Origin of the sequence: Actinophytocola sp. (assembly GCF_049647105.1) — a bacterium.
Lineage (GTDB): Bacteria > Actinomycetota > Actinomycetes > Mycobacteriales > Pseudonocardiaceae > Actinophytocola.
Genome location: NZ_JBARWZ010000120.1, coordinates 1 through 22527 on the forward strand (window position 1 = coordinate 1; position 22527 = coordinate 22527).

At 71.0% G+C, this 22527-nt stretch carries 21 protein-coding genes; 12 read left to right on the top strand and 9 right to left on the bottom strand.

What is annotated here, in order from left to right; genetic code table 11:
- Positions 1–212: 212 nt before the first annotated feature.
- On the bottom strand, positions 213–1397 hold the full coding sequence (locus tag WBA97_RS14165) for an arginine deiminase (RefSeq protein ID WP_424231347.1): 1185 nt from the start codon (positions 1395–1397) through the stop codon (positions 213–215).
- Between the two features lie 100 nt (positions 1398–1497).
- Here WBA97_RS14165 and WBA97_RS14170 point away from each other — a divergent pair, with 100 nt between their 5' ends.
- Positions 1498–2031, top strand: a complete 534-nt coding sequence (locus tag WBA97_RS14170; protein ID WP_424231251.1) for a DM13 domain-containing protein — start codon at positions 1498–1500, stop codon at positions 2029–2031.
- Positions 2032–2085: 54 nt separating this feature from the next.
- Here WBA97_RS14170 and WBA97_RS14175 read toward each other — a convergent pair whose 3' ends face one another.
- Positions 2086–2544, bottom strand: coding sequence for a PPOX class F420-dependent oxidoreductase (locus WBA97_RS14175; protein WP_424231252.1), 459 nt, complete (start codon positions 2542–2544; stop codon positions 2086–2088).
- Positions 2545–2579: 35 nt separating this feature from the next.
- Here WBA97_RS14175 and WBA97_RS14180 point away from each other — a divergent pair, with 35 nt between their 5' ends.
- Positions 2580–3380 (top strand): CPBP family intramembrane glutamic endopeptidase, encoded by an 801-nt coding sequence (locus WBA97_RS14180; RefSeq protein ID WP_424231253.1) that lies wholly within the window; start codon positions 2580–2582, stop codon positions 3378–3380.
- A 23-nt stretch (positions 3381–3403) separates the two neighbouring features.
- Positions 3404–5818: a DNA ligase D gene (gene ligD / locus WBA97_RS14185; RefSeq protein WP_424231254.1), complete on the top strand. Its 2415-nt coding sequence runs from the start codon at positions 3404–3406 to the stop codon at positions 5816–5818.
- Positions 5819–5824: 6 nt separating this feature from the next.
- On the opposite strand, the gene map is transcribed toward ligD, so the two are convergent.
- Entirely contained in the window at positions 5825–6592 is a 768-nt protein-coding gene (gene map / locus WBA97_RS14190) for a type I methionyl aminopeptidase (protein ID WP_424231255.1), read from the bottom strand.
- Positions 6593–6646: 54 nt separating this feature from the next.
- On the opposite strand from map, the gene WBA97_RS14195 reads away from it, so the two are divergent.
- Positions 6647–6895, top strand: coding sequence for a helix-turn-helix domain-containing protein (locus WBA97_RS14195; protein WP_424231256.1), 249 nt, complete (start codon positions 6647–6649; stop codon positions 6893–6895).
- Here WBA97_RS14195 and WBA97_RS14200 read toward each other — a convergent pair.
- A complete protein-coding gene (locus tag WBA97_RS14200; protein ID WP_424231257.1) occupies positions 6878–7654 on the bottom strand; it encodes a DUF2470 domain-containing protein in 777 nt (258 codons plus the stop codon). The two genes, WBA97_RS14195 and WBA97_RS14200, sit on opposite strands and share 18 nt — an antisense overlap.
- Positions 7655–7719: 65 nt before the next feature.
- On the opposite strand from WBA97_RS14200, the gene WBA97_RS14205 reads away from it, so the two are divergent.
- Positions 7720–7845, top strand: coding sequence for a hypothetical protein (locus WBA97_RS14205; protein WP_424231258.1), 126 nt, complete (start codon positions 7720–7722; stop codon positions 7843–7845).
- A 6-nt stretch (positions 7846–7851) separates the two neighbouring features.
- On the opposite strand, the gene WBA97_RS14210 is transcribed toward WBA97_RS14205, so the two are convergent.
- Together WBA97_RS14210 and WBA97_RS14215 are read right to left on the bottom strand one after the other, a co-directional pair.
- The gene (locus tag WBA97_RS14210) at positions 7852–10080 is read right to left on the bottom strand and encodes a PQQ-dependent sugar dehydrogenase (protein ID WP_424231259.1); all 2229 of its coding nucleotides are present in this window, start codon (positions 10078–10080) and stop codon (positions 7852–7854) included.
- A gap of 120 nt (positions 10081–10200) precedes the next feature.
- Positions 10201–11388: a homogentisate 1,2-dioxygenase gene (locus tag WBA97_RS14215; protein WP_424231260.1), complete on the bottom strand. Its 1188-nt coding sequence runs from the start codon at positions 11386–11388 to the stop codon at positions 10201–10203.
- A gap of 70 nt (positions 11389–11458) precedes the next feature.
- On the opposite strand from WBA97_RS14215, the gene WBA97_RS14220 reads away from it, so the two are divergent.
- Genes WBA97_RS14220 through WBA97_RS14230 form a run of 3 tightly spaced genes read left to right on the top strand, consistent with a single transcriptional unit; the run spans position 11459 to position 14215 of the window.
- Entirely contained in the window at positions 11459–12334 is an 876-nt protein-coding gene (locus tag WBA97_RS14220; protein ID WP_424231348.1) for a hypothetical protein, read from the top strand.
- Positions 12331–13533, top strand: coding sequence for a fumarylacetoacetase (gene fahA, locus WBA97_RS14225; RefSeq protein WP_424231261.1), 1203 nt, complete (start codon positions 12331–12333; stop codon positions 13531–13533). Before WBA97_RS14220 ends, fahA begins: the two co-directional genes overlap by 4 nt.
- 1 nt (position 13534) lies before the next feature.
- Complete coding sequence (locus WBA97_RS14230) at positions 13535–14215, top strand: helix-turn-helix domain-containing protein (RefSeq protein WP_424231262.1); 681 nt, start codon at positions 13535–13537, stop codon at positions 14213–14215.
- Positions 14216–14226: 11 nt separating this feature from the next.
- On the opposite strand, the gene WBA97_RS14235 is transcribed toward WBA97_RS14230, so the two are convergent.
- A complete protein-coding gene (locus tag WBA97_RS14235; RefSeq protein WP_424231263.1) occupies positions 14227–15087 on the bottom strand; it encodes an oxygenase MpaB family protein in 861 nt (286 codons plus the stop codon).
- Positions 15088–15136: 49 nt separating this feature from the next.
- Here WBA97_RS14235 and WBA97_RS14240 point away from each other — a divergent pair, with 49 nt between their 5' ends.
- Complete coding sequence (locus WBA97_RS14240; RefSeq protein ID WP_424231264.1) at positions 15137–15766, top strand: TetR/AcrR family transcriptional regulator; 630 nt, start codon at positions 15137–15139, stop codon at positions 15764–15766.
- Between the two features lie 23 nt (positions 15767–15789).
- Here WBA97_RS14240 and WBA97_RS14245 read toward each other — a convergent pair whose 3' ends face one another.
- Both WBA97_RS14245 and WBA97_RS14250 read right to left on the bottom strand, forming a co-directional pair.
- On the bottom strand, positions 15790–16020 hold the full coding sequence (locus WBA97_RS14245; RefSeq protein WP_424231265.1) for a hypothetical protein: 231 nt from the start codon (positions 16018–16020) through the stop codon (positions 15790–15792).
- Positions 16021–16135: 115 nt separating this feature from the next.
- Positions 16136–16735 (bottom strand): TMEM165/GDT1 family protein, encoded by a 600-nt coding sequence (locus WBA97_RS14250; RefSeq protein WP_424231266.1) that lies wholly within the window; start codon positions 16733–16735, stop codon positions 16136–16138.
- Between the two features lie 329 nt (positions 16736–17064).
- Here WBA97_RS14250 and WBA97_RS14255 point away from each other — a divergent pair, with 329 nt between their 5' ends.
- The 3 genes from WBA97_RS14255 to cydC are packed head-to-tail and all read left to right on the top strand — an operon-like array spanning position 17065 to position 22494.
- Positions 17065–18522 carry a cytochrome ubiquinol oxidase subunit I gene (locus WBA97_RS14255; RefSeq protein WP_424231267.1) on the top strand — a complete coding sequence of 486 codons (1458 nt, stop codon included), beginning with the start codon at positions 17065–17067 and terminating at the stop codon, positions 18520–18522.
- A gap of 10 nt (positions 18523–18532) precedes the next feature.
- Entirely contained in the window at positions 18533–19507 is a 975-nt protein-coding gene (cydB, locus tag WBA97_RS14260; protein ID WP_424231268.1) for a cytochrome d ubiquinol oxidase subunit II, read from the top strand.
- Positions 19504–22494 carry a thiol reductant ABC exporter subunit CydC gene (cydC, locus tag WBA97_RS14265; protein WP_424231269.1) on the top strand — a complete coding sequence of 997 codons (2991 nt, stop codon included), beginning with the start codon at positions 19504–19506 and terminating at the stop codon, positions 22492–22494. Before cydB ends, cydC begins: the two co-directional genes overlap by 4 nt.
- Positions 22495–22527: the final 33 nt, after the last annotated feature.

Sequence of the window (22527 nt, forward strand, 5' to 3'; positions counted from 1 at the left end):
CAATCCCATCGATCACGATGAGTCACCGCCCCAGTCCACGACGGACGCCACGCCGCTACACGGGCATCCTTACGTGAGGCAACGACTCACCTTCCCGGGCATTTTCGATGAGTCAACGCGAACCCCCCGGCCTGTCGGTACGCCCCGGTAGACTGGCATGGCGGGACGCCCCCGGGACAGGGTGGGGGTTGGGCACCGGCGGTTCGCGGGATTTACAGCTGTGCTCGGACGATGGGGCACGACATGCAGCGGGGGCCGCCTCGGCCGCTGCCCAGTTCCGAGCCGCGGATTCGCAGGACCTCGATCCCGGCTTCCTCGAGCCGCTCGTTCGTCTCCACGTTCCGCTCGTACGCGACGACGACCCCCGGGCCGACGGCCAGGGTGTTGTTCCCGTCGTCCCACTGTTCGCGTTCGGCCGTCACCGGGTCGAGGCCGGTGTCGATCACGCGCAGCCGGTCGATGCCCATCGCCGTCGCGGCCGCCTCCAGGAACGGGACCGGCCCGGCCACGCGCACACCCTTGGCGTCGTCGGGGCGCAGCGGATACGCGATCAGCGTGTCCCGCACGGCCGGGTACATCACCACCGCGTCCCGGTCGACCATCGTGCACACGGTGTCCAGGTGCATGGTCGCGCGGTCCTGCACGATCGGCACCGCCAGCACCGTGTGCGCCAGCCCGTCCGCGAACGCCGACCGCGCGAGCGACTCCGCACCCGCGGGGGACGTGCGCTCACCGACCCCGATCGCCAGCACACCTGGCGAGAGCAGCAGCACGTCGCCGCCCTCGACCGGCGCCGAGTGGGCGCCGTACGCGCGGCCAGCCGACCGGAACCTGGGGTGGTACGCGTAGATCAGGTCCAGCAGCGCGGTCTCGCGGTCCCGCGCGGGCAGCGCGAGCGACGCGATCGCCACCCGGTTGCCGATCCACACCGACGAGTCCCTGGTGAACAGCAGGTTCGGCAGTGGGTCGACGACGAAGTCGTGCGGGTGGTGCATCTTGCGCACCAGCGAAGCGCCCTCGGCGGCGGGCAGTTCCTCGAACGTCATGCCCGCCATCAGCACGTCCGCGAGCCCGGCCGGCGTGAGCGACGACAGGTGCGAGCTGAGCGCGTCGGCCAGCTCGTGTCCCACCCGCCGCCGGTCAACGGCCGTGTCGGCGGCCGCGGCGTGGGCGCGTTCGTCACCCAGCGCGGTGACCAGCGCGTCCACCAGCAGCAGCACGTCGACGTCGCGGGACTTGAGGGTCTCCGCGAACGCGTCGTGCTCCTCCTGTGCGCGGTCGACCCACGGGATGCTGTCGAACAGCAGTTGGTCGTTGTTGCGCGGCGTGAGGCGCTTCAGCTCGGCCCCCGGCCGGTGCAGAAGCACCGCGCGCAGCGGCCCGACCTCGCTTTCCACCCGGGGCTGCTCGTGAACTTCGAGATCAGGTGCGGTCACGCCCGCGAGCGTAATAACTCGGTAAGTAGGTTGTCGCGTCCACCTCCGCCACGATGGACCCATGCGACGACTGCTGATCTGGGTGGGTGTGCCCGTTGCGCTGATCGGACTCGGGATCGGACTGGTCCTGTTCGAACCCTGGCGCGCGTTCACGAGCAGCAACCTGGACGAGCCGGTCCCGGCCGCGGCACCGGAGAGCATGGCTCCCAGCGCCACCACCAGCTCGATGAGTACCCCGGCCGCGCCGCCCCAGCCGGTGGTTCTCGCCGAGGGCGCGTTCGTCAGCCAGGAGCACGACACCAGCGGCACCGCCAGCGTCCTCGAGCTGGGCGACGGCTCCCGGGTTCTGCGCCTGGAGGGCTTCTCCACCTCCGACGGCCCGGACGTGCACGTCTGGCTGTCCGAGGCGACCGCCGGTGGCGACTGGCACTCCTACGACGACGGCCGGTTCGTGGCGCTCGGCGAGATCAAGGCGACCGATGGCAACCACAACTACGCGATCCCGGCGGACGCCGACCTGACCGGCCTGCGGAGCGCGGTCATCTGGTGCGATCGCTTCAACGTCGCGTTCGGTTCGGCCGCGCTCGCGCTCTAGTGTCCCGAACCGGGAATGCCGCCGAATTGCGTGCCAGATTTCCGGTTCGGGACACTAGGCGAGTTCCGGCGGGAAGCCGCCGGTCGCGACCGGGCCCCAGCGCTCGACGGTGACCCTGATCAGGCACTTGCCCTGCCTGCGCATGGCCGCCCGGTACTCGTCCCAGTCCGAGTGCTCGCCGGAGATCACGCGGAAGTACTCGACGAGCGGCTCGAGTGCCGCGGGCAGGTCCAGCACCTCCGCGGTGCCGTCGACCTGCACGTACGCGTCGTTGAACTCGTCGGACAGGACCAGCACCGACACCTTGGGGTCGCGTCTGGCGTTGCGTGTCTTGGCCCGCTGCGGATAGGTGGCGATCACGAGCCGGCCGGACGTGTCCAGACCGCAGGTCACGGGCGACATCTGCGGGCTGCCGTCGGCGCGCGTGGTCACGAGCACGGCGTGGTGGCGCCGGCTGACGAAGTCGTTCAGTGCTGCGCGGTCGACCCGGTCGGCAGTGGCGATCTTGGGCACGGACACCAGCCTACGTCGGAAGGTAGCGTTCTGCCGTGATCCGCACCTGGCTGAACCCGCCGCGCCCGGAGTTCCCCGAACCGGTCGCCGACCCGCGTGAGCGGCGCGGGATCATCGTCGAGCTGGTGATCGTCTTCGCCATCACGCTGGGGCTTTCCGGGCTGCGCAGCCTGTTGTCGCTCGTCGACTCACTGCTGCGGGAGGAGCGGCTCGCCGACCAGGCGGTGGCGCTGAACGTCTCGCAGGCCACCAACCAGGTCCTCGACTTCCTGCGCCAGCTGCTGTCGGCGACGCAGCTGTTCGCCTGGGGTGCGCTCGGGTTGTACCTGTTGTGGCGGGCCGGAATCCAGCTGCGGCAGATCGGCATGGCCCGCGGCCGGTTCTGGCGCGACCTCGCGGGCGGCGCGGGGCTCGCCGCGCTGATCGGGGTGCCGGGCCTCGGGTTCTACCTGATCGCGCGGGCCGTCGGCGCGAACCTGACGGTGGTGCCGACCGCGCTGGACCACTGGTGGCAGTTCCTCACGCTGCCGCTGTCGGCGTTCGGCAACGCGTGGGCCGAGGAGGTGCTGGTCGTCGGCTACCTGATCACGCGGCTGCGGCAGCTGGGCCTGAAGGAGAACACGTCGCTGCTGGTGTCGTCGGTGGTGCGCGGGTCCTACCACCTCTACCAGGGCTTCGGCGGGTTCCTCGGCAACGTGATCATGGGCCTGGTGTTCGGCAGGGTGTGGCAGCGGACGAACCGGCTGTGGCCGCTGGTGCTGGCGCACTTCCTGATCGACTTCGTCGCGTTCGTGGGTTACGCGATACTGCGTGGCCGCGTCTCCTGGCTGCCGTGACGCCGAACAGGTACGAATAGGTCATGGCAGGCCTCGACGAGTACCGCAGGAAACGGGATCCCGAGAAGACCCCGGAGCCGGTGCCCGTCGACGAGCCCCTGCCGACCGGAAACAACGACACGTTCGTCATCCAGGAGCACCACGCCACCCGGCTGCACTGGGACGTGCGCCTTGAGCGGGACGGCGTGCTCGTGTCGTGGGCCGTGCCCAAGGGGCTGCCGGACGTACCTGGTGACATCCGGTTGGCGGTGCACACCGAAGACCACCCGATGGAGTACGCGACGTTCTCCGGGGAGATTCCGAAGGGTGAGTACGGCGGCGGCCGGATGTTCATCTGGGACCGCGGCCACTACGAGACGCTGAAGTGGTCCGACCGCGAGGTCGCGGTGGTGTTCTCCGGGGAGCGGGCCAAGGGCCGGTACACGTTCTTCCGCAGCGGCAGGGACTCGAAGGACTGGATGGTCCGCCGGTCCGAACCGCCGCTGCGGACCGGGTTCGTGCGGCTGCCGGAGCTGGTGGAGCCGATGCTGGCGTCGCCGGGCACGCTGCCTGCCGACGACGGGGACTGGTCGTACGAGTTCAAGTGGGACGGCGTCCGCGCGCTCGCCAGGGTCGAGGGCGGCAGGCTGCGGCTGCACTCCCGCAAGGGCAACGACATCACGGTCACCTATCCGGAGCTGCGGCCGCTCGGCGAGGAGCTGGGGGCGACGCAGGTGTGGCTGGACGGCGAGATCGTCGCGCTGCAGGACGGCAGGCCCAGCTTTCCCGCGCTGCAGCAACGGATGCACGTACAGAACGACCGGCAGGCGCGGAGCCTGATGAACTCCGTGCCGGTCACGTACCTGGTCTTCGACGTGCTGTACCTGGACGGCAAGTCCTGTGTGGACCTCCCGTTCTCGGCACGCCGCGAGCTGCTCGAAGGACTCGACCTGCGCGGCCCGAACTGGCTCGTGTCCCCGTCGTTCGCGGGTGACGGCGCCGCGGTGGTGGACACCGCGCGGGACCAGCGGCTGGAAGGCGTGATCGCGAAACGGCGGTCGTCCCGGTACTACCCCGGCAAGCGGACCGCCGACTGGGTGAAGATCACCGAGGTCCTGACACTCGAGGTGCTGGTCGGCGGCTGGCGTCCTGGCGAGGGCAGGCGCGCGGGCACGATCGGCTCGCTGATGCTGGGCGTGCCGACCGACGCGGGGCTGCGTTACGTCGGCCAGGTCGGCACCGGCTTCACCGACGAGGCGCTGGCCGCGCTGCACGAGCGGTTGAAACCATTGGTGCGCAAGGCAAGCCCGTTCCTGAACGAGGTGCCGAGGGAGCGGGCGAAGGGTGCCACCTGGGTGTCGCCGGAGGTCGTCGGCGAGGTCGAGTTCCGCAACTGGACGCCGGACGGCCGCCTACGCGCCCCGTCGTGGCGCGGGTTGCGCTCGGACAAGGACGCGGCGGACCTGGAGCCGGAGGCCGCGCCGGACGCGGTGGCCGACGACGAACCGACCTTGGAGGAGGACGACATACCGGAGGAGCCGCAACCGCAGAACGTGCTGGTCGAGGTGGAAGGCAGGCGTCTGCGGTTGTCCAACCTGGACAAGGCGCTGTACCCCGGCTTCAGCAAGGCGCAGGTGATCGACTACTACAGCCGGATCGCGCCGTTCCTGGTGCCACACCTGAAAGATCGCCCGGTGACGCTGCGCCGGTGGCCGGACGGGGTGCTGGGTCAGCCGTTCTACGAGAAGAACGCGGCACGGCACGCGCCGGACTGGCTACCCACGGTGCGGGTGGAGACACCGGGCAGCACCCGCGGCAACGAGACGCTGGACTTCGTGCTGCTGAACGACCTGCCGAGCCTGGTGTGGTCGGCGAACATGGCGGCGCTGGAGCTGCACATCCCGCAGTGGACGGTCGACGGGGACGGGGAGCGGCGCGCCCCGGACCTGCTGGTGTTCGACCTGGACCCTGGCCCGCCCGCGACGATCGTCGAGTGCTGCCGGGTGGCGTTGCTCCTGCGGGCGGCGCTGGCCGACCACGGCATGAAGGTCTACGCGAAGACCAGTGGCAACAAGGGCATGCAGTTGTACGCCCCGATCACGACGAGCGCGGTGGAGCGGACGTCGGAGTACGCGAAGGTGGTGGCGGAGCACCTGTCGCGCGAGCATCCGGACCTGGTCGTGGCGCGGATGGCGAAGGACCTGCGGCCGCGCAAGGTGTTCATCGACTGGAGCCAGAACAACCGCTACAAGACGACGATCGCGCCGTACTCCCTGCGCGGCAGGGAGACCCCGACGGTGTCGACCCCCATCACGTGGGACGAGGTGGCCGGCTGCCGCCACCCGAACGACCTCACCTTCACGGCGAAGAACGTGCTGACCCGCGTCGAGGAGCACGGCGACCTGCTGAAACCGTTGCTGGTGAAGAAACGCCCGAAGCTCCCTGAGCAACCGGACTGACGGGACCTACAGCGCGGTCATCACGACCGGGCCGTCCCCGGTGATCGCCACGGTGTGTTCGATGTGCGCCGCCCGGCTGCCGTCCGGCGTGCGCAGTGCCCAGCCGTCGTCGTCGGTCGTGTACTTGTCCTGGCCGCCCGCCATGAACATCGGCTCGATCGCCAGCACCAGGCCTTCGCGCAGGGGGAGGCCGCGGCCGCGGCTGCCTTCGTTGGGGACGGACGGGTCCTCGTGCATGCGCCTGCCGATGCCGTGGCCGCCGAAGTCCTGCGGGATGCCGTAGCCCGCCGCGCGGCCGACCGTGCCGACGGCGTGGCCGATGTCGCCGAGGCGGCCGCCCGGCTGGGCCGCGGCGATGCCCGCGTCCAGGGCCCGCTGTGTCGTCGCGATCAGCTCCTCGTCGGCGGGCGCCGCGGTGCCGACCGTGAACGACACCGCCGCGTCGCCGTGGAAGCCGCCAAGGCCCGCGCCGAAGTCGATGCTCACCAGGTCGCCGTCGCGCAGCCGGTAGCCGCCGGGGATGCCGTGCACGATCACGTCGTTGACCGAGGCGCAGATGACCGCCGGGAACGGGGTCGGGGCGAAGTGCGGGAGGTAGTCCTTGAACGGCGACGTGGCGCCGTGCTCGGCGAGGACCGCGGCGGCCACCTCGTCCAGTTCCAGCAGCGACACCCCCACCGCGGCCGCGTCGCGGCAGGCACGCAACCCCATGGCGACCACCCTGCCCGCCTCACGCATGATCGCCAGCTCGGCGGCGGTCTTCAGCTCGACCATGATTCCTCCCAATAACTATCCCAGTATTTGTATCACGGGATTAGTATTGGGGCCATGGTGCGACCCCCGTTGAGTGAACAGGACCGTGAGCGTGGCCTTCGCCTCGGTGAGATCCTGCGGGCCGCCCGCGGTGACCGTACGACCGTCGAGGTCGCCGCGCAGGCGGGGATCTCCGTCGAGACGTTGCGCAAGATCGAGCACGGGCGGGTGCCGACGCCCGCGTTCTTCACGGTGGTCTCGATCGCGCGGGCCGTCGGTGTCCCGCTCGACAGCCTGGACCTCGAGCTAGCCCCCGTGCTGTAGCGCGAGGAACGGGCAGCCGACCATCCTGCGCAGCTCGTCGGACAGTTCGTCGAGCGTCGAGATCGGCCGCGAGAACGCGAGGCGGATGTCGTGGTCGCCCTCGATCTCCTCGACCCGCAGCCGCAGGCCGTAGCGGTCGAGGCCAAGCGGCCTCAGGTGCCCGCCCTGCAGCCGTTCCGGCAGGTGGCGGCGCAGCGTGTGCACGACCTCGGTGTGCGAAAGCTCGAGGTGCCGCAGCCAGCCGGCTTCCTCGTGGCAGAACGGGTCCGGCTCGGCCGCCGCGAACGTGGCCTGCGTGACCGGATGCGTGCCGTCGGCGTCGGCGATCACCATCGACACCGGCGTGAGCTGGAGCAACGAGGCGCCGTGGCCCAGGTCCAGCAGGCGTGGGTCCGGACGGTCGATCGCGATCGTCAGCGCCACCCCGCGGGCGGCGGGCAGTGGCAGCACCGAAAGCTGCCCGGTGATCCACAGCAGCCCGCGTACGGACTCCCGCAGTGGCACCGGCGCCATGTCGACGACCTCGACCATCGACGTGAGCACGCCGTCGGCGAGCGCGGCTGGCAAGTCGTGGTCGTCTGGCAGCAGCACCGACACCACGCCGTCGCCGTGTACGTGGTGCAGCAGCGGGGTTACGCGGTCCACCACCGCGCCCGTCGGCGGCAGCGACGGCATGGGCGGCAGCAGGGTCGCCGGGCCACGCGCGGCGATGGTCCTGGCGCGTTCGCCCGGGCTGGGACTCGGGGGCCGATCGGTCAAGGAGCACCTCCGCAGTTAGGCTAACCTAACTATCGGCGAAACGACAGTCGGCGCGTCGGCAGCACGTGACCCAGGCTCTCACCATCGCAGGCGTCTGGTTCACGGTGCTCGCGAACGTGGTGACCGTGCTACGAACGGTGATGGGCACCCTGCTGGCCGGGATCGGCGTGCGGATCGCGATCAGCCGGTAGCTGTGCTCAGCCGCAGTTGAACAGGCACAGCTGATAGTTCGCGCGGTAGGTCGCCGGGCTCACCGGCGCGGTGATGTTGTGACTCTGCGCGCCACCGTCGGACCAGTTCGCGAACCGGAACCGCAGGCCGAACGTGAGCTGTTGCGGGCTCGGTGCGCTCACCGAGTTGCTCGACCCGACGATCACCGTCCGGGTGAACGGCGTTGCCTGCTCGACCGTGCCGACCACCAGCCGGGCGCCGCTCGGGTTGGACGTGAACGTCAGGTTCACCGTGCGCGGGTTCAGCCGCACCGTCTGAGCCGTCGTGTTGCCGTCCGAGTCGGTCGCCCGCAGCGTCAGGTCGAGGAACGACGGGTACTCGTGGTCCGGCGCCACGAAGCTGCCGCCCGCGATCCCGTTCCACGACTGGACGTTGTGCGCGTGACAGTTCGTCGGCGTCGTGCAGTGCTGCAGCGTGAGCTGCCACGACAGCGCGGACGCCGGCAGGTTGCCGTCCTGCGCGTCGGCCGCCCGCCCCGCGAACGGGATGGTCTCACCGACGCTCCACTGCGTGGCCGCGGTCGGGTTGTCGATGGTCACCACCGGTGAGTTGTTCGGTGGATTGCCGACCGTGATCGTCACCGACGTGGTGCCCGTCAGGCCGCCGGGGTCGGTGACCCGCAACCGCGCCTGCACCTGTGCCTGCGCGAGGTAGGTGTAGGACGGGTTGGCGGCGGTCGAGTCGTCGTAGGCGCCGTCGCCGTCGAGGTCCCACGCGTAGGCCAGCGTGCCGCCCTCCGGGTCCGACGAGCCCGCGCCGTTGAACTGCACGGTCAGCGGCGCGTTGCCGGACGTCGGGTTCGCGGTCGCCACCGCGGTCGGCGGCTGGTTCGTGCCCGCCGGGTAGCTCACGCGGCGCAGCTGGCCCGCGCCGAGCGCGATGTAGTACATGTCGCCGCCGGGGCCGGTCAGCACCTGCACCGGGACGTTCACGCCGGTCACGAACGGCACGATCGTCGCGGGGTTCGGCAGGCCGTTCGAGCCGCGCTGCATGGCCCAGATGCAGCCACGCGAGCTGTCGGCGAAGAACAGCGCGCCGTCGTAGGCGGCCGGGTAGTTGCTGGTCGACTCGAACGCGATGCCGCTGATCGACGAGCCCCCGGTGGGGCAGCCGTCGCCGCTCACGACGGACGCGCTGTGGTTGTACGCGTGGTATGGGGCGGTCTGCCCGGTGCCGTACAGCGACTCGCACAGCGTCAGGTTCGCGCCGTCGTAGCCGGACTGCGTGGCGTTGCCCTCGTAGCACGGCCAGCCGAAGTTCTCGGCGACGTTGTCGGTCGCGTTCGGGAGCCGGTTGATCTCCTCCCAGACGTTCCAGCCGACGTCACCGGCCCACAGCTCGTTCGTGCCCGGCCGGAACGCGAACCGGAACTGGTTGCGCAGGCCGTACGCGACGATCCGCTGCGCGTTGGCGTTCGTGCTGCTCGCGAACGGGTTGCCCGGCATGGGCGCGCCGGTGTCCGGGTTGATCCGGATGATCGTGCCGTCCAGCGACACCGGCTCACCGGCTGGCCGCCGCACCGACTGCGACCGCAGCGCGCCGCCTCTGGCACCCGGCGGTGACAGGTTCGTGCCCGCCGACCCCGGCGGGTCGGCGCACGGGTTGCCGCGCTGGCCCCAGTCGGCGAAGTTGAAGCTCGCGCCGTCGCCGCCGCCGACGTACAGCGCGCCGTCCGGGCCGAAGGTGACCGAGCCGATGGAGTGCGACGGGTACTGCTGGCACCAGTCGGTGAGCAGCACCTGCTCGCCGCCGGTCGCGACCCCGGTCGCGTCGATCGTCAGCCGCGAAAGGCGGCCGGTGACGAGACAGCCCTCCTCGGTCGCGCCGGGCGGGGTCGGGCACTGGTCACCCCAGCGGGGCGCGGTGCCGCCCGGTTCGGCGTCGTGGGTGTACAGGACGTACAGGTAGGGCCGGGTGGGGAAGCTCGGGTCCAGGGTGAGGCCGAGCAGGCCGCGGTCCCAGAAGTCCTGCGTCTGTGTGCGCAGGTCGGCGGTGATCGTGGCGGTGGTGTCGGTGATCGAGTCGAACGTCTTGACCAGACCGCTCTTCTCGCTGACGAACACCCGGCCATCGGGTGCGAACACCGCGTTGGTCGGTGAACTCAGTCCGCTGATCACCGCGGTGTCGGTGAATCCAGCGGGTACCGCGGCGCCGGCGGTTGTCGTCGGCGTGAGTGCGGTCAGCACCCCGGCCACGAGACCTGCGGTAACCAGCAGGTTTGTTTTCGGGCGCGCCAAAGTAAGGCGGAGTCGCACGGGTTCCCCCAATCCAGGCAGTTAGCTGCCAGGACAGTCGGCCCGTGCGGCCGACCTGTTTCACCTGATCGAGTTGCCCGGTCCGCGCCCCGACCACGTCCATGCATAACCCGGGTCTTCGCAGGTGACGGCCGCTTCACCCAGCTCCAGGGGCCGGAATGTGTCGACCATTACCGCGGTTTCGTCGAAATATTCCACTCCAATGGAGGCTTCGGCGGCACCCGGTTGGGGGCCATGTGTGAAGCCAGATGGGTGCAGCGACAGCGACCCGATGCCAATACCGGAACCTTTTCGCGCCTCGTAATTTCCGCCGACATAGAACATCAATTCGTCGGAGTCGACGTTCGCGTGGTTGTAGGGCACCGGGATGGACTCCGGGTGATAGTCCACCTTGCGCGGGCAGAACGAGCAGACCACGAAGTTCGGGCCCTCGAAGGTCTGGTGCACCGGCGGCGGCTGGTGCACGCGACCGGTGATCGGCTCGAAGTCACGGATGTTGAACACCCACGGGTAGAGGCAGCCATCCCAGCCGACGACATCGAACGGATGGTTGGCGTAGGTGTACCGGGTGAGACCGGCGCGGTGCCGGACCAGCACCGGCACGTCGGTGCCGTCCTGCGTGAACGGCTCGTCCGGGCCGCGCTGGTCGCGCTCGCAGTACGGCGCGTGCTCCAGGAACTGACCCTTCGTGGACAGGTACCGCTTCGGCGGGCCGATGTGACCGGTCGCCTCGATGACGTACAGGCGTGCCTCGCCGTGGGGAAGCACGCGGTAGGTCGTGGAGGTCGGCAGGACGACGTAGTCACCATCGGTGACTTCGAGCACGCCGTAGATGGTCTCGATGGTGGCCGAACCGGTCTGGACGTAGAGGAGTTCGTCACCCGCCGCGTTGCGGTACAGCGGGCTCGGCGCGGTCGCGACGGCGAACGCGATCGTCAGGTCGCTGTTGCCGAACAGGGTCCGCCGACCGGTGACCGCGTCGACATCGTGCTGCTGTTCCGACTTGAGGTCCTGGGCGCGGAAATGCCGTGGCAGCAGGGGATGGTTGGGCGTGAGCGTGCCCCGGTGGTCCTCGACGGCCTCGGCGTTCACGATCGCCGTCGGCAGGTGGCGGTGGTACAGGAGTGCCGAGTCGGAGGAGAAGCCCTCGACGCCCATCAGCTCCTCGGCGTAGAGCTTGCCGTCCGGTGAGCGGAACTGTGTGTGCCTCTTTCGGGGGATCCCCCCGACGCGGCGGTAGTAAGGCATGGGCACCTCCAAGGTGTCCGATAGTCGGACATCTTTGTTCAGTTGCCGATACGCTACTAGCGTGTCAGCCGTGTCAAGCGCCGCACCCCAGCCCGCATCGGATCAGCGGGACGTGCCCTCCCTGCTCGCTCGCCTCATCGACGACGCCGCGTTGTTCCCGCCGGGCAGCGCGACAGTGCCCGACGCGGTGCGGTTGCACCTCGCGGGCAGATCGGGGGAGCACTCCGATCTGGTGGGACTCTTCCTTTGTCCCGCATCACGCCTGCCCGAGCTCATCACCGAGTTGATCAAGGTGAAGCCGGCCAAGCCGGTGGAGCTCTCGCTCGTCATCGACACCGGTCTCGGCGGCGTGCCGAAGGCCCTCTCGATCGTCGAGTCGCGGGCCGAGCTGCTCGCGCTGCGCATGGTCGAGATGCCCGCCCCCTCCGACGTCGACGAGGTGTGGCTGGAGCGCGTCTCGGAGTTCGTGCCGGAGGACGTGATCCGGGTGATCGAGCCACGGCGCGGCGGCGCGGAGTGGCTGCAGGGCATCCAGCGGGTCATCGAGCACGGCAGCTGGCCCAAGCTCCGCTGCGGCGGCCTGTCCACCGAGAACTTCCCGGGCACCAACGAGGTCACCGCCTTCCTCGGGGTGATCAACTCGGGCGGCGCGTCGTTCAAGGCCACCGCGGGACTGCACAACGCGGTCCGGCACACCGCGGAGGACACCGGCTTCACCCACCACGGGTTCCTCAACCTGCTGATCGCCACCGGCCGCCTGCTGGCAGGCGCGGACGCCGACGACGTGCGGGCGGCGCTCGAGTCCACCGACGGCAAGGCGCTCGCGGAAGAGGCGCAGAACATGACCGAACACGAGGCGCTCTCGGTGCGCGGCGTGTTCGCCTCCTACGGGTCGTGCTCGCTGACCGACCCGGTCGCCGATCTCGAGGAACTGGGACTGCTGTGACCGACTCCTGGGTGCGGGACCCGGCGTTCGCGCGGGACCAGCCGTTCGGCCAGCAGACGCTGCCCTACGGCGTGGTCGACGCGGGCGACGGCCCGGGGGTCGCGGTGCGGCTCGGCGACCACGCGCTGCCGCTGCGGTCGGTCGCCAACGACCTCGGTGACGTCGCAGGCCTGGTGTCCGGCACGTCGCTCGACCCGCTACTGGCGGCGACGCGCGTCGAGTGGAGCGCGCTGCGGGCCCGGCTCGTGGAGCTGGTGACACAGTCCTCGGCACCCGAGGGCGCGACGCTGGTGCCACTGACGGACGTGCGGATGGCGCTGCCGTTCACCGTCGGTGACTACGTCGACTTCTACTCGTCCCGCTACCACGCGGAGAACGTCGGCCGGATCATGCGGCCGGACAGCGAGCCGCTGCTGCCGAACTGGACGCACCTGCCCGTCGGCTACCACGGCCGGTCGGGCACGGTCGTCGTCTCCGGCACGGACATCGAGCGCCCGCACGGCCAGCGGCGCGGCTCGTCGGGCCCGCACTTCGGGCCGAGCGGCAGGCTCGACATCGAGGCGGAGGTCGGGTTCGTGTGCGGCGGCCCCCTCTCCCGCCGGGTGCCGACCTCGGCCGTGACAGAGCACATCTTCGGCGTGGTCCTGGTCAACGACTGGTCCGCCCGCGACATCCAGGGCTGGGAGTACCAGCCGCTCGGCCCGTTCCTCGGCAAGTCGTTCGCGACGTCGGTGTCGGCGTGGATCACCCCGCTCGACGCGCTGGCCGTGGCGCGGGTGCCGGTCCCCGACCCTGGGCACCCCCGGTTGCCCTACCTCACAGAGGACTCGCCGTGGGGGCTCGACCTGCGGCTCGCCGTCGAGTGGAACGGGACCGTGGTGTCCCGGCCACGGTTCTCGGACATGTACTACTCGTGCGCGCAGCAGCTGGCGCACATGACGGTCAACGGCGCCACGGTCCGCCCCGGCGACCTGTTCGCGTCGGGCACGGTCTCGGGTCCGGACAAGACGCGGCTCGGCTGCTTCCTGGAGCTGTCGTGGGGCGGCAAGGAGGAGATCACCCTCGCGGACGGGGTGACCAGGACCTTCCTCGAGGACGGTGACGAGGTCGTGATCACCGCGACCGCACCGGGCGAGGACGGCTCGGTCGTCGGCATCGCACCGGTGGCGGGCAGAGTGCTGCCGGCGGTGGACCTCTGAGATGGCCCGCCCGATCCGTCCCATCCAGCCTGCGGCCCGCCCGCAGGCGGGGACCGGCCGGGAGAGCTCACTGACGCTCGAACGCGGCCTGGCACTGCTGCAGGCGGTGGCGGACTCGGAGTCGGAGGCCCCGACGATCAGCGACCTGGCGTCGGCGATCGGTGCGTCCCGCGCGGCGGTGTACCGGCTGCTGGTGCCGCTGCAGGAACGCGGCCTGGTGCGCCGCGACGGTTCGAAGGTGCGGCTGGGGCTTGGTTTGCTGCGACTGGCGGCGAGCGTCACCCCGCAGCTGCGCCTCGCGGCACTGCCCGCACTGCGCGAACTCGCGGAGGCCGTCGGCGCGACGGCCCACCTGACGGTCGCGGACGGCGAGGAAGCCCAGGCCATCGCGGTGATCGAACCATCGTGGACGACCTATCACGTGGCATACCGCGTCGGCACGCGCCACCCGTTGTCCCGCGGCGCCGCGGGCAAGGCGATCGGCCTGCGCTCTGAGGACCCCGGCTGGCTCGCGACGACAGGCGAACTGCAGTCCGGCGCGTCGGGCATCGCGGCCCCCGTCCGCGGCGTCCCAGGCCTGCGGGCGAGCGTGGGCGTGATCAGCTTCGAGTCACTCGACGGCGAGGTGGTGGGCCCGAAGGTCCTGGCGGCGGCGGCCATGGTGGCCACCGCGCTGAGGTGAGTGCGCCCGGCTCACAGTGGACGCGCCTCGAGGACCCGCTTGAGCGCCCGCTTCGCGCGGTCGGCCCGCCGTGCCTCGTACGCGATGGGGAAGTACCGCAACTTCTCCGGCAGCAGCGGCACCACCCGGCCGACCACGCGACCAAGCAGCCGCAACGCGCGTTCGTCGCGGGATGTCCACGACAGCCCCAGTTTCTCCCGTGCCGCGGGCGGCAGTGTGCCCACGGTGACGAAGTGCTGCACCCGTCCCGGCACGGCCGTCGCGAGCCGCCACAGCGGCCGCAGCGCCGGTGGCAGGTCGGGTGGCGGCGGCATGTGCCGCGTCGTCTCGAGGAACTCGTACGCGGTCCGGTGGGCGACGAGCTGCTCGTCGATCATGTCGTCGAAGTACTTGAGGTACGCGTCGTAGGTCGGCGGGATCTCCTTCTCCGCCACGTGCAGGTTCCGCGCCAGCTGCACGATCTCCGCGTAGTACGCCTCCTCCTCGGCGCGGGTCAGCGGCCGCCGCGAGAAGTACCGCGCGCCGATCCGGTACGCGTACGGCGCGGTCAGGATGATCCACGCCCACGGGCCGGACGCGAGCGCCTTGTGCGTCACTCCGTCCACGGTGGACTTCAGTGGGGCGTGGAGCTCCCGCAGCCGGTCGCCCTCGGTCAGTGCCTCCGGTCCGCCGTAGATCCACGTCATCACCGACGCGATGGAGCGTTCCGCCCGCCCGATCGCGTCCGTGCGGAACACCGAGTGCTCGCCGACGACCGCACCGACCGTCGGGTGCATCACCTGCAACGCGAAGGCCGCGCCGGTGGTGAGGGAGAACGTGACGAGGCCGGTCTCGTCCCACAAGCGCGTACCCGGCTCGATCGGCTGCCGCATGACCCCGCTCCCTTCTGGTGAAGGACGTCACCAGATAACATAGGTTCGCATGAAGACCTACGGTGGCGCCACCCCCGGGGAGCGCGCGGCCAAGCGCCGCGCCGCCCTGTGCGACGCCGCCCTCGACCTGCTGGCCGATGGCGGGCAGGAGCGCGTCACCGTGCGCGGGGTCTGCACGCACGCGAAACTCAACGACCGCTACTTCTACGAGAGCTTCCGCGACCCGGCGTCACTGCTGCTGGCCGTGCGTGAACAGGTGACCGCGCAAGCGTTTGCGGCGATCAACCAGGCGATCACGAGGACCGCACCGGAGCCGGCCGTCCGCGTCCGCGCGGTCGTCGTCGCCCTCGTGGACTTCTTCACCGAGGACCCGCGTCGCGGCAACCTGCTGATCCAGTCACAGGCCACCGAGGAGCTGCGGCAAGCCCGTCAGGCCAGCATCCGCGCGATGGCGCGGGTCGTCGCCGACCAGGGCGCCGCGATGCTGGGCGAGCAGGCAGCGCCGCCGATGGACCGCGAGCTGGCCGCGCTCACGCTCGTCCACGGCACCCTGGAACTGTTCGCCTCCTGGCTGCGGGGCGAGCTGGACATCACCCGCGCGCACCTCGTGGACTTCCTCGTCGCCATGGTCCGTACCACCGAGGACCTCGCGGCGGCGCTGCGCAGGCAACGGGGGTGACGCGCTCGTCTCGTGGTGAGCGTCTACGCCTGACGCCAGCCGTCTCCCAGGCGCAGTTGGCTCGCGGCCAGCAGGTGTACATCCCGGATGGTCTGGTCGAGGCCTCCGATGGCCTGTTCGAGACGGGCACGGGCAGCACCGTCGGTGTCACTGAGAGCAACCGTCATGTCGAGCGCGGCGCGGAACAGGCGGTCGCTGATCAGCCCGGCCTGAACGACGAACGCGTCGACCGGCTCTTCATCGTCCCAGCTCATGATCCCTCGGCGGGCTCTGGAAGCGGGTGCCGGGTCCTGGGCACAGCTGATTACTCGAGGAAACTCTAACTCCGCGGTCAACACGGTGTGTATCCGCCAAACGGTCGACAGCGGGTCAGAAGATCGCCTGCCACAGCGCGAACACCGCGAACACCGTGAACACGGCCGCCGCGCCGCGCTGGATGACGTGCGCGGGGACCTTCGCACGAAGCTTCCTGCCGACGAGCAGTGCCAGCACGGTCACGCTCATCAGCGCGAGGAAGGTCCCGATGCCGACCGCGACCGGGCTCGCGTACCGCGCGGCCACGCCGATGGCGGTGATCTGCGACGCGTCGCCCCACTCGGTGAGGAACAGCGTGCCGAACGAGATCGTCGCGGCCCGTACGAACGGGGTGGCGTCGCGGCGCGTGGCGCTCGCGCCGTCGGCCTCGCCGGTGTCGGACTCGAGGCTTTCCCGCAGGAGCAGGAACGCGCCGACCCCGAACAGGACCGCGATCGCCGCGGCCACGACCCGCTCCGGCAGCAGGGTGATCGCACTCCCGAGCGAGACCGCGATGACCGCCTGCAGCGCGAACGCGAGGCCGGCGCCGAGCAGCACCGCCCTGCTGCGGAAGCGGCCGGACAGCACGAGGGTCAGCGCCGTCGTCTTGTCCGGTAGTTCGAGGAGGAAGACGGCGCCGTATGCCGAGACGAATGCGAGAAGCCAGTGACCCATGTGGACGGAATCCCTCCGCGTCGGGCCTGGGCGGAGGCAGCTTGACTCCGGCCAGGCGTGTTTCAACCTGGCCGGAGGTCTCGTTCGCCCGCTGTTCGCACCACTGCGGTGGAGGCGGGTGAGGCACCGGACCCGTAAACGAGTCAGTATGTCGATGCTCTCGCCGGGCGAACTCTGGAGCCCGCCACGGGAACTACTCCCCTCTGGCACCGCAAGTGTACCCCGGCACCGGTGACCCGCTTCCTGACCGTCGTCACGGGACGAAGGTCCTGTCCGCACAGGACCCGGGGACCTGCCACGCGGCCTTCGCCAGGACGAGCCTGGACGGCGTGGAAGTACTCGACCTCGCGCGGTGGCAGTTCGGCATCACGACCGTCTACCACTTCCTGATGGTGCCGCTGACGATCGGCCTCTCGCTGCTGGTCGCCGGCATGCAGACGGCGTGGGTGCGCACCGGGCACCCGCGCTACCTGGCGATGACGAAGTTCTGGGGCAAGCTCCTGATGATCAACTTCGCCATGGGGGTGGTCACCGGGATCGTCCAGGAGTTCCAGTTCGGCATGGCGTGGAGCGAGTACTCGCGCTTCGTCGGCGACGTGTTCGGGGCGCCGCTCGCCATGGAGGGGCTGGTCGCGTTCTTCGTCGAGTCGACGTTCCTCGGCCTGTGGATGTTCGGCTGGGACCGGCTGCCCAAGCGAGTGCACCTCGCGTGCGTGTGGGCGTTCTCGCTGGCCACGGTCTTCTCGGCGTACTTCATCCTCGCCGCGAACTCGTGGATGCAGCACCCGGTCGGCGTGGAGCTGGTCGACGGGCGGCCGCGGCTGACGTCGATCTGGGCGGTGCTGGGCAACTCGACCGTGCTGGCCGCGTTCCCGCACGCGATCTTCGGCGCGTTCGCGGTGGCGGCGACGTTCCTGGCGGGTATCGGCGCGTGGCGGCTGTGGCGGTCGAAGGCGGACGAGGGCGTGTGGCGGGCGTCGGCGCGGCTGGGGGCGTGGGTCGGCGTCGTCGCGTTCGCGGGTCTCGCGGTCAGCGGTGACCTGCAGTCGAAGCTGATGTTCGAACAGCAGCCGATGAAGATGGCGTCCGCGGAAGCGTTGTGCCACACCGAACAGCCCGCCGGGTTCTCGGTGTTCGCGATCGGTGACGTGTCCGATCCGGACTGCGAGAACGTCAAGTCGGTGACCGTGCCCGCGCTGCTCTCCTTCCTGGCGCACGGCGACTTCGAGGCCAAGGTGACCGGGGTCGAGGACCTCGTGGCGCGGTACCAGGAGCAGTACGGCTCGAACTATCCGGTCGATCCCCGCCTGGGCGAACTGTCCGGCAAGCCGATCGACTACGTGCCGAACCTGCCGGTGACGTACTGGAGCTTCCGGTTCATGATCGGCCTCGGCGCGATCGGGACCGCGGCGGGGCTGGCGGTGCTGTGGCTGACCCGTCGCGGGCGGGTGCCCCGATCGCGCTGGTTCCCGAGGCTCGCGCTGGCGAGCATCGCGCTTCCTTTTCTGGCCAACAGCTTCGGGTGGATCTTCACGGAGATGGGCCGCCAGCCGTTCGTGGTCGCGCCCAATCCGTCCGGTGTGGACGGTGTGTGGATGTTCACCGCGCGAGCCGTGTCCTGGCTGACCGTCGGCGAGGTGCTGACGTCGCTGATCGCGCTGACGCTGGTGTACGGCGTGCTCGCGGTCGTGGAGATCGTGCTGATGCGGCGGTACGTGCGGGCCGGGATCGAAGAACCTTCGCCGGAGAAGAAGTCCGGCGACGACAACCTGACGTTCGCGTACTGAGGAGCGTGTGGTGGAGACCTTCTGGTTCGTCGCGATCGCCGTGCTGTGGTTCGGCTACCTGTTCCTCGAGGGGTTCGACTTCGGGGTGGGCATGCTGCTGCGCGTGCTCGGCCGCACCGAGCGCGACCGGCGCGCGATGCTCACCACCATCGGCCCGGTGTGGGACGGCAACGAGGTGTGGCTGATCGTCGCCGCGGGCGCCACGTTCGCCGCGTTCCCCGGCTGGTACGCGGGCCTGTTCAGCGCGGGCTACCTGCCGATGTTGTTGCTGCTGCTGGCATTGATCGGCCGGGGCGTCGCGCTGGAGTGGCGTGGCAAGGTCGACACGGACCGGTGGCGGTCGGTGTGGGACGCCGTGATCACCGGTGGCTCGCTGGTCGCCACGCTCTGCGTGGGGCTCGTCCTGTCGTGGAACGTGCTTGGCCTGCCGCTGGACGCGAACGGCAACCGGGTCGGGTCGCCGTTCGCCGCGCTGCGGTGGGACACGGCGCTGGGTGCGCTGGCGCTGACCGGGTTCGCGCTGGTGCACGGCGCGGTGTTCGTGGCGCTGAAGACCGAAGGGCCGTTGCGGCACCGGGCACGCGGGTTCGCGCTCCTGTTCGTGCCGGTCGGGTTGTCGCCGCTGATGCTGCTCGCGGTGGTGGTGGTGCTGCGGTCGGGTGCGGAGTGGACGTGGCTCGCCGTGTTCGCGGTGCTGGTGGCGGCGGTGTGCGCATGGGTGTGCCTGGAGGCCGGGCGGGAGGGGCGCGCGTTCGCGTTGCTCGGGGTGGCGCTTGGCGCGGCCGTGCTGGCGTTGTTCGGCGCCCTGTACCCGGACGTGCTGCCGTCCACAGTGGACTCGGCGTACTCGCTGTCCGTCGTGGACGCGGCGTCCAGCCCGTACACGCTCAAGGTGATGACGTGGGTGGCCGGGTTCGGCGCACCCTCGGTGCTCGTCTACCAGGGCTGGACGTACTGGGTGTTCCGCAAGCGGGTGATGGCGTGAGCCCGTTGGGTGCCTTGCCCCGGCTCTCTCGCGCGGCACGCCGGGCGCTCGCCGGGTGCGCGGTACTGGCCGGGCTCAGCGGTGGCGCGCTCGTGGTGCAGGCATGGGCGCTGGCCGCCGTCGTCGCGGGCTCCGGCGGGCTCGGGGTGCTCGCCGGTGCCGTGGTGGCGCGGGCGTTGCTGGTGTGGGCGACGCAGGTGGTCGCGGCCCGTGCCGCGGCGGGGGCGAAGGAGGAGCTGCGGGCGCGGCTGCTGGACCAGGCGCTCGCCCTGGGTCCGGAGTGGACGGTGCCACGCGGGCCCGCGCTGACCGTGCTCGCGACCAAGGGGCTGGACGCGCTCGACGACTACTTCACCGGGTACCTGCCCGCGCTGGTGAGCGCGGCCGTGGCGCCGCTGGGGATCGGCGTGGTGCTGGCGGCGGTGGACTGGCCGTCCGCACTGGTCGTTGGCCTGACGTTGCCGCTCGTGCCGCTGTTCGCCGCGCTGGTGGGGCTGCGGACGAAGGACCGGGTCGCCGAGGCGTCCGCGACGGAACAGCGGGTGGCGCACCACCTCCGTGAGCTGGTGGCCGCGCGGCCGGTGCTGACCGCGTTCCGGCGCGTCGACGCGCAGGCGGAGACGATCCGGCGGCTATCGGAGTCGCAGCGGCGGTCGACGATGGGCACGCTGCGGGTGGCGTTCGCGTCGGCGCTCACGCTCGAACTCGTGGCGACGCTGTCGGTGGCGCTGGTGGCGGTGCTGATCGGGCTGCGGTTGATCGGCGGCGACCTTTCGCTCGCGGTGGGACTGTTCGTGCTGGTCCTGGCGCCGGAGTGCTACCTGCCGCTGCGGCAGGCAGGCGCCGCGCACCACGCGAGCGAGGCCGGGATGCGGGCGGTGCGGGAGATCGCCGAGCTGCCGCCGCCACGCGTGTTCGGCACCTCGGCGCCGGTCGGCCCGCTGCGGGTGACCGGCCTGCGGGTGCGCAGGCGGGACGGTTTCGCGCCGGACGGGGTGACGTTCACGGCGCGGCCGGGGGAGGTCGTGCACCTGGACACGCCGAGCGCGTCCGGCAAGTCGACGTTGTTCGCGGCCGTGCTCGGGTTCGTGGCGCCATCGTCGGGCAGCATCCTGGTCGGCGCCCATGAACTGTCCGAAGTGGACATCGAGGCGTGGCGGCGGCGGGTCGCGTGGGTGCCGCAGACGCCCCGGTTCACCGGTGGCACGGTGCGGGAGGAGGTGGGTGACCTCGCAGGCCTGCTCAACCTCACGCATGTGCTCGACCGGCCGATCGCCGAGCTGTCCACCGGGGAACGGCAGCGGGTCGCGGTCGCGCGGGCACTGTGCCGGGACGCGGACGTGCTGCTGCTCGACGAACCGACCGCACACCAGGACCCCGCCAACGCGGCGCGGATCCACGCGGCGATCGCCGCCACGGGTGCGGCGGTGGTCATCGCGAGCCACCGCGTGGCTGAGGCGGCAGCGGAACCCGTGCCGGTGCGGGCCGTGAACACCACGAATCGCGAGTCGTACCAACGTGTTCCGCTGCGCACGCTCGTCACGCCGCGCCTGCTCGTGGGTGCGGCGCTGGGGGCCGCCGCGCTGCTGGCCGGGGTCGCGCTGACCGCCACGTCCGCGTGGCTCATCGCGAAGGCGGCCACGCAGCCGCCGATCCTGCTGCTGGGCGTCGCGGTCGTGGGGGTCCGCGCGTTCGGGCTGGCGCGGGCGGGGCTGCGGTACGCGGAACGGCTCGTGACGCACGACGCCGCGTTCCGTGCCGCGTCGCGGCGGCGGGTGCGGCTGTGGCGGACCGAGGACTACCGGCGGCTCACCACCGACGTGGACACCGTCCGCGACCTCACCCCGAGGGTCGTCCTGCCGCCGCTGGTGGCGACGGTCGTGTGCGTGGCGGCCGTGGCCGTGCAGTGGGCGATCCTGCCCGCTGCCGGTCTCGCGCTCGCCATCGCGGTCGCGGCGGCCGGTCTGGGTGCACCGGCCGTCGCGCTCGCGGTCGACCGGTACGCCACCCTGGCGCTCTCGGCGGGCCGTCGCCGGGTGGCGGACCGGGTGCTCGCGCTGCTGGACGCGGCGCCGGACCTGATCGCGTTCGGCACGCACGTGCGGCACCGTGCGGAGGTCGCGGCCGAGGACGCGACGCTGGCCCGCCAGGCGCGGCGCCAGGCGTTGAGCGCGGGAGCGGCGTCGGCGCTGATCACGCTGTGTCTGGGGGTCGCGAGCGTGGTGGCGCTGGGACTGGCGGGCGGGGTGGACCCGTTGCTGGTACCGGTGCTGGCGCTGGTGCCGCTGGCACTGGCGGAGACGCTGGCGCCGCTTCCCGTCGCGGTGCGGCAGGTGGCGCCGCTGCGTGCCGCGCTGGCCGAGCGCGGCCCTCGGCCCCCCGAAATCCAGCGTAGCGGCGAGCACCGACAGAACCGGGGGGTCGCGTTGCGGGGTGTGGACATCCGGTGGCCGGGGGCCGCGGCGCCCACACTCCGCAACGTCACCCTCGACGTCTCGCCCGGGACGCACCTGGCCGTCGTCGGGCCGTCCGGGGCCGGGAAGTCGACGCTCGTGGCGCTCATGGCCGGGCTGCTGCCCGCCGAACGTGGCGGCGTCTCGTTGCCGAGGGCCGCGTGGGTGCCGCAGGAGCCGTACCTCGTCGCGACCACGTTGCGCGAGAACCTGCGGATCGCCGACCCGCACGCCACCGACGACCAGCTCCGCGCCGCGCTGGCGCTGGCCGAGCTGCCCGCGTGGGCCGACCGCCTCGACGACGACCCGACCACCGCCTCCGGCGGCGAGGCCCAGCGCATCGCCCTTGCCAGGGCACTGCTCGCCGACGCCGACCTGCTGCTCCTCGACGAGCCCACCGCGCACCTCGACGAACCGACCGCGGCCCGCGTCCTCGCCAACCTGAAGGGCCGCACGATCGTGCACGTCACCCATCGACCGGAGGAGGCGGCCGCCGCCGACGCGGTCCTCGACCTCACCGGGGCGCGACGGTGACGGCGCCCCGTCTCGCGCCGATCAACGTAACCT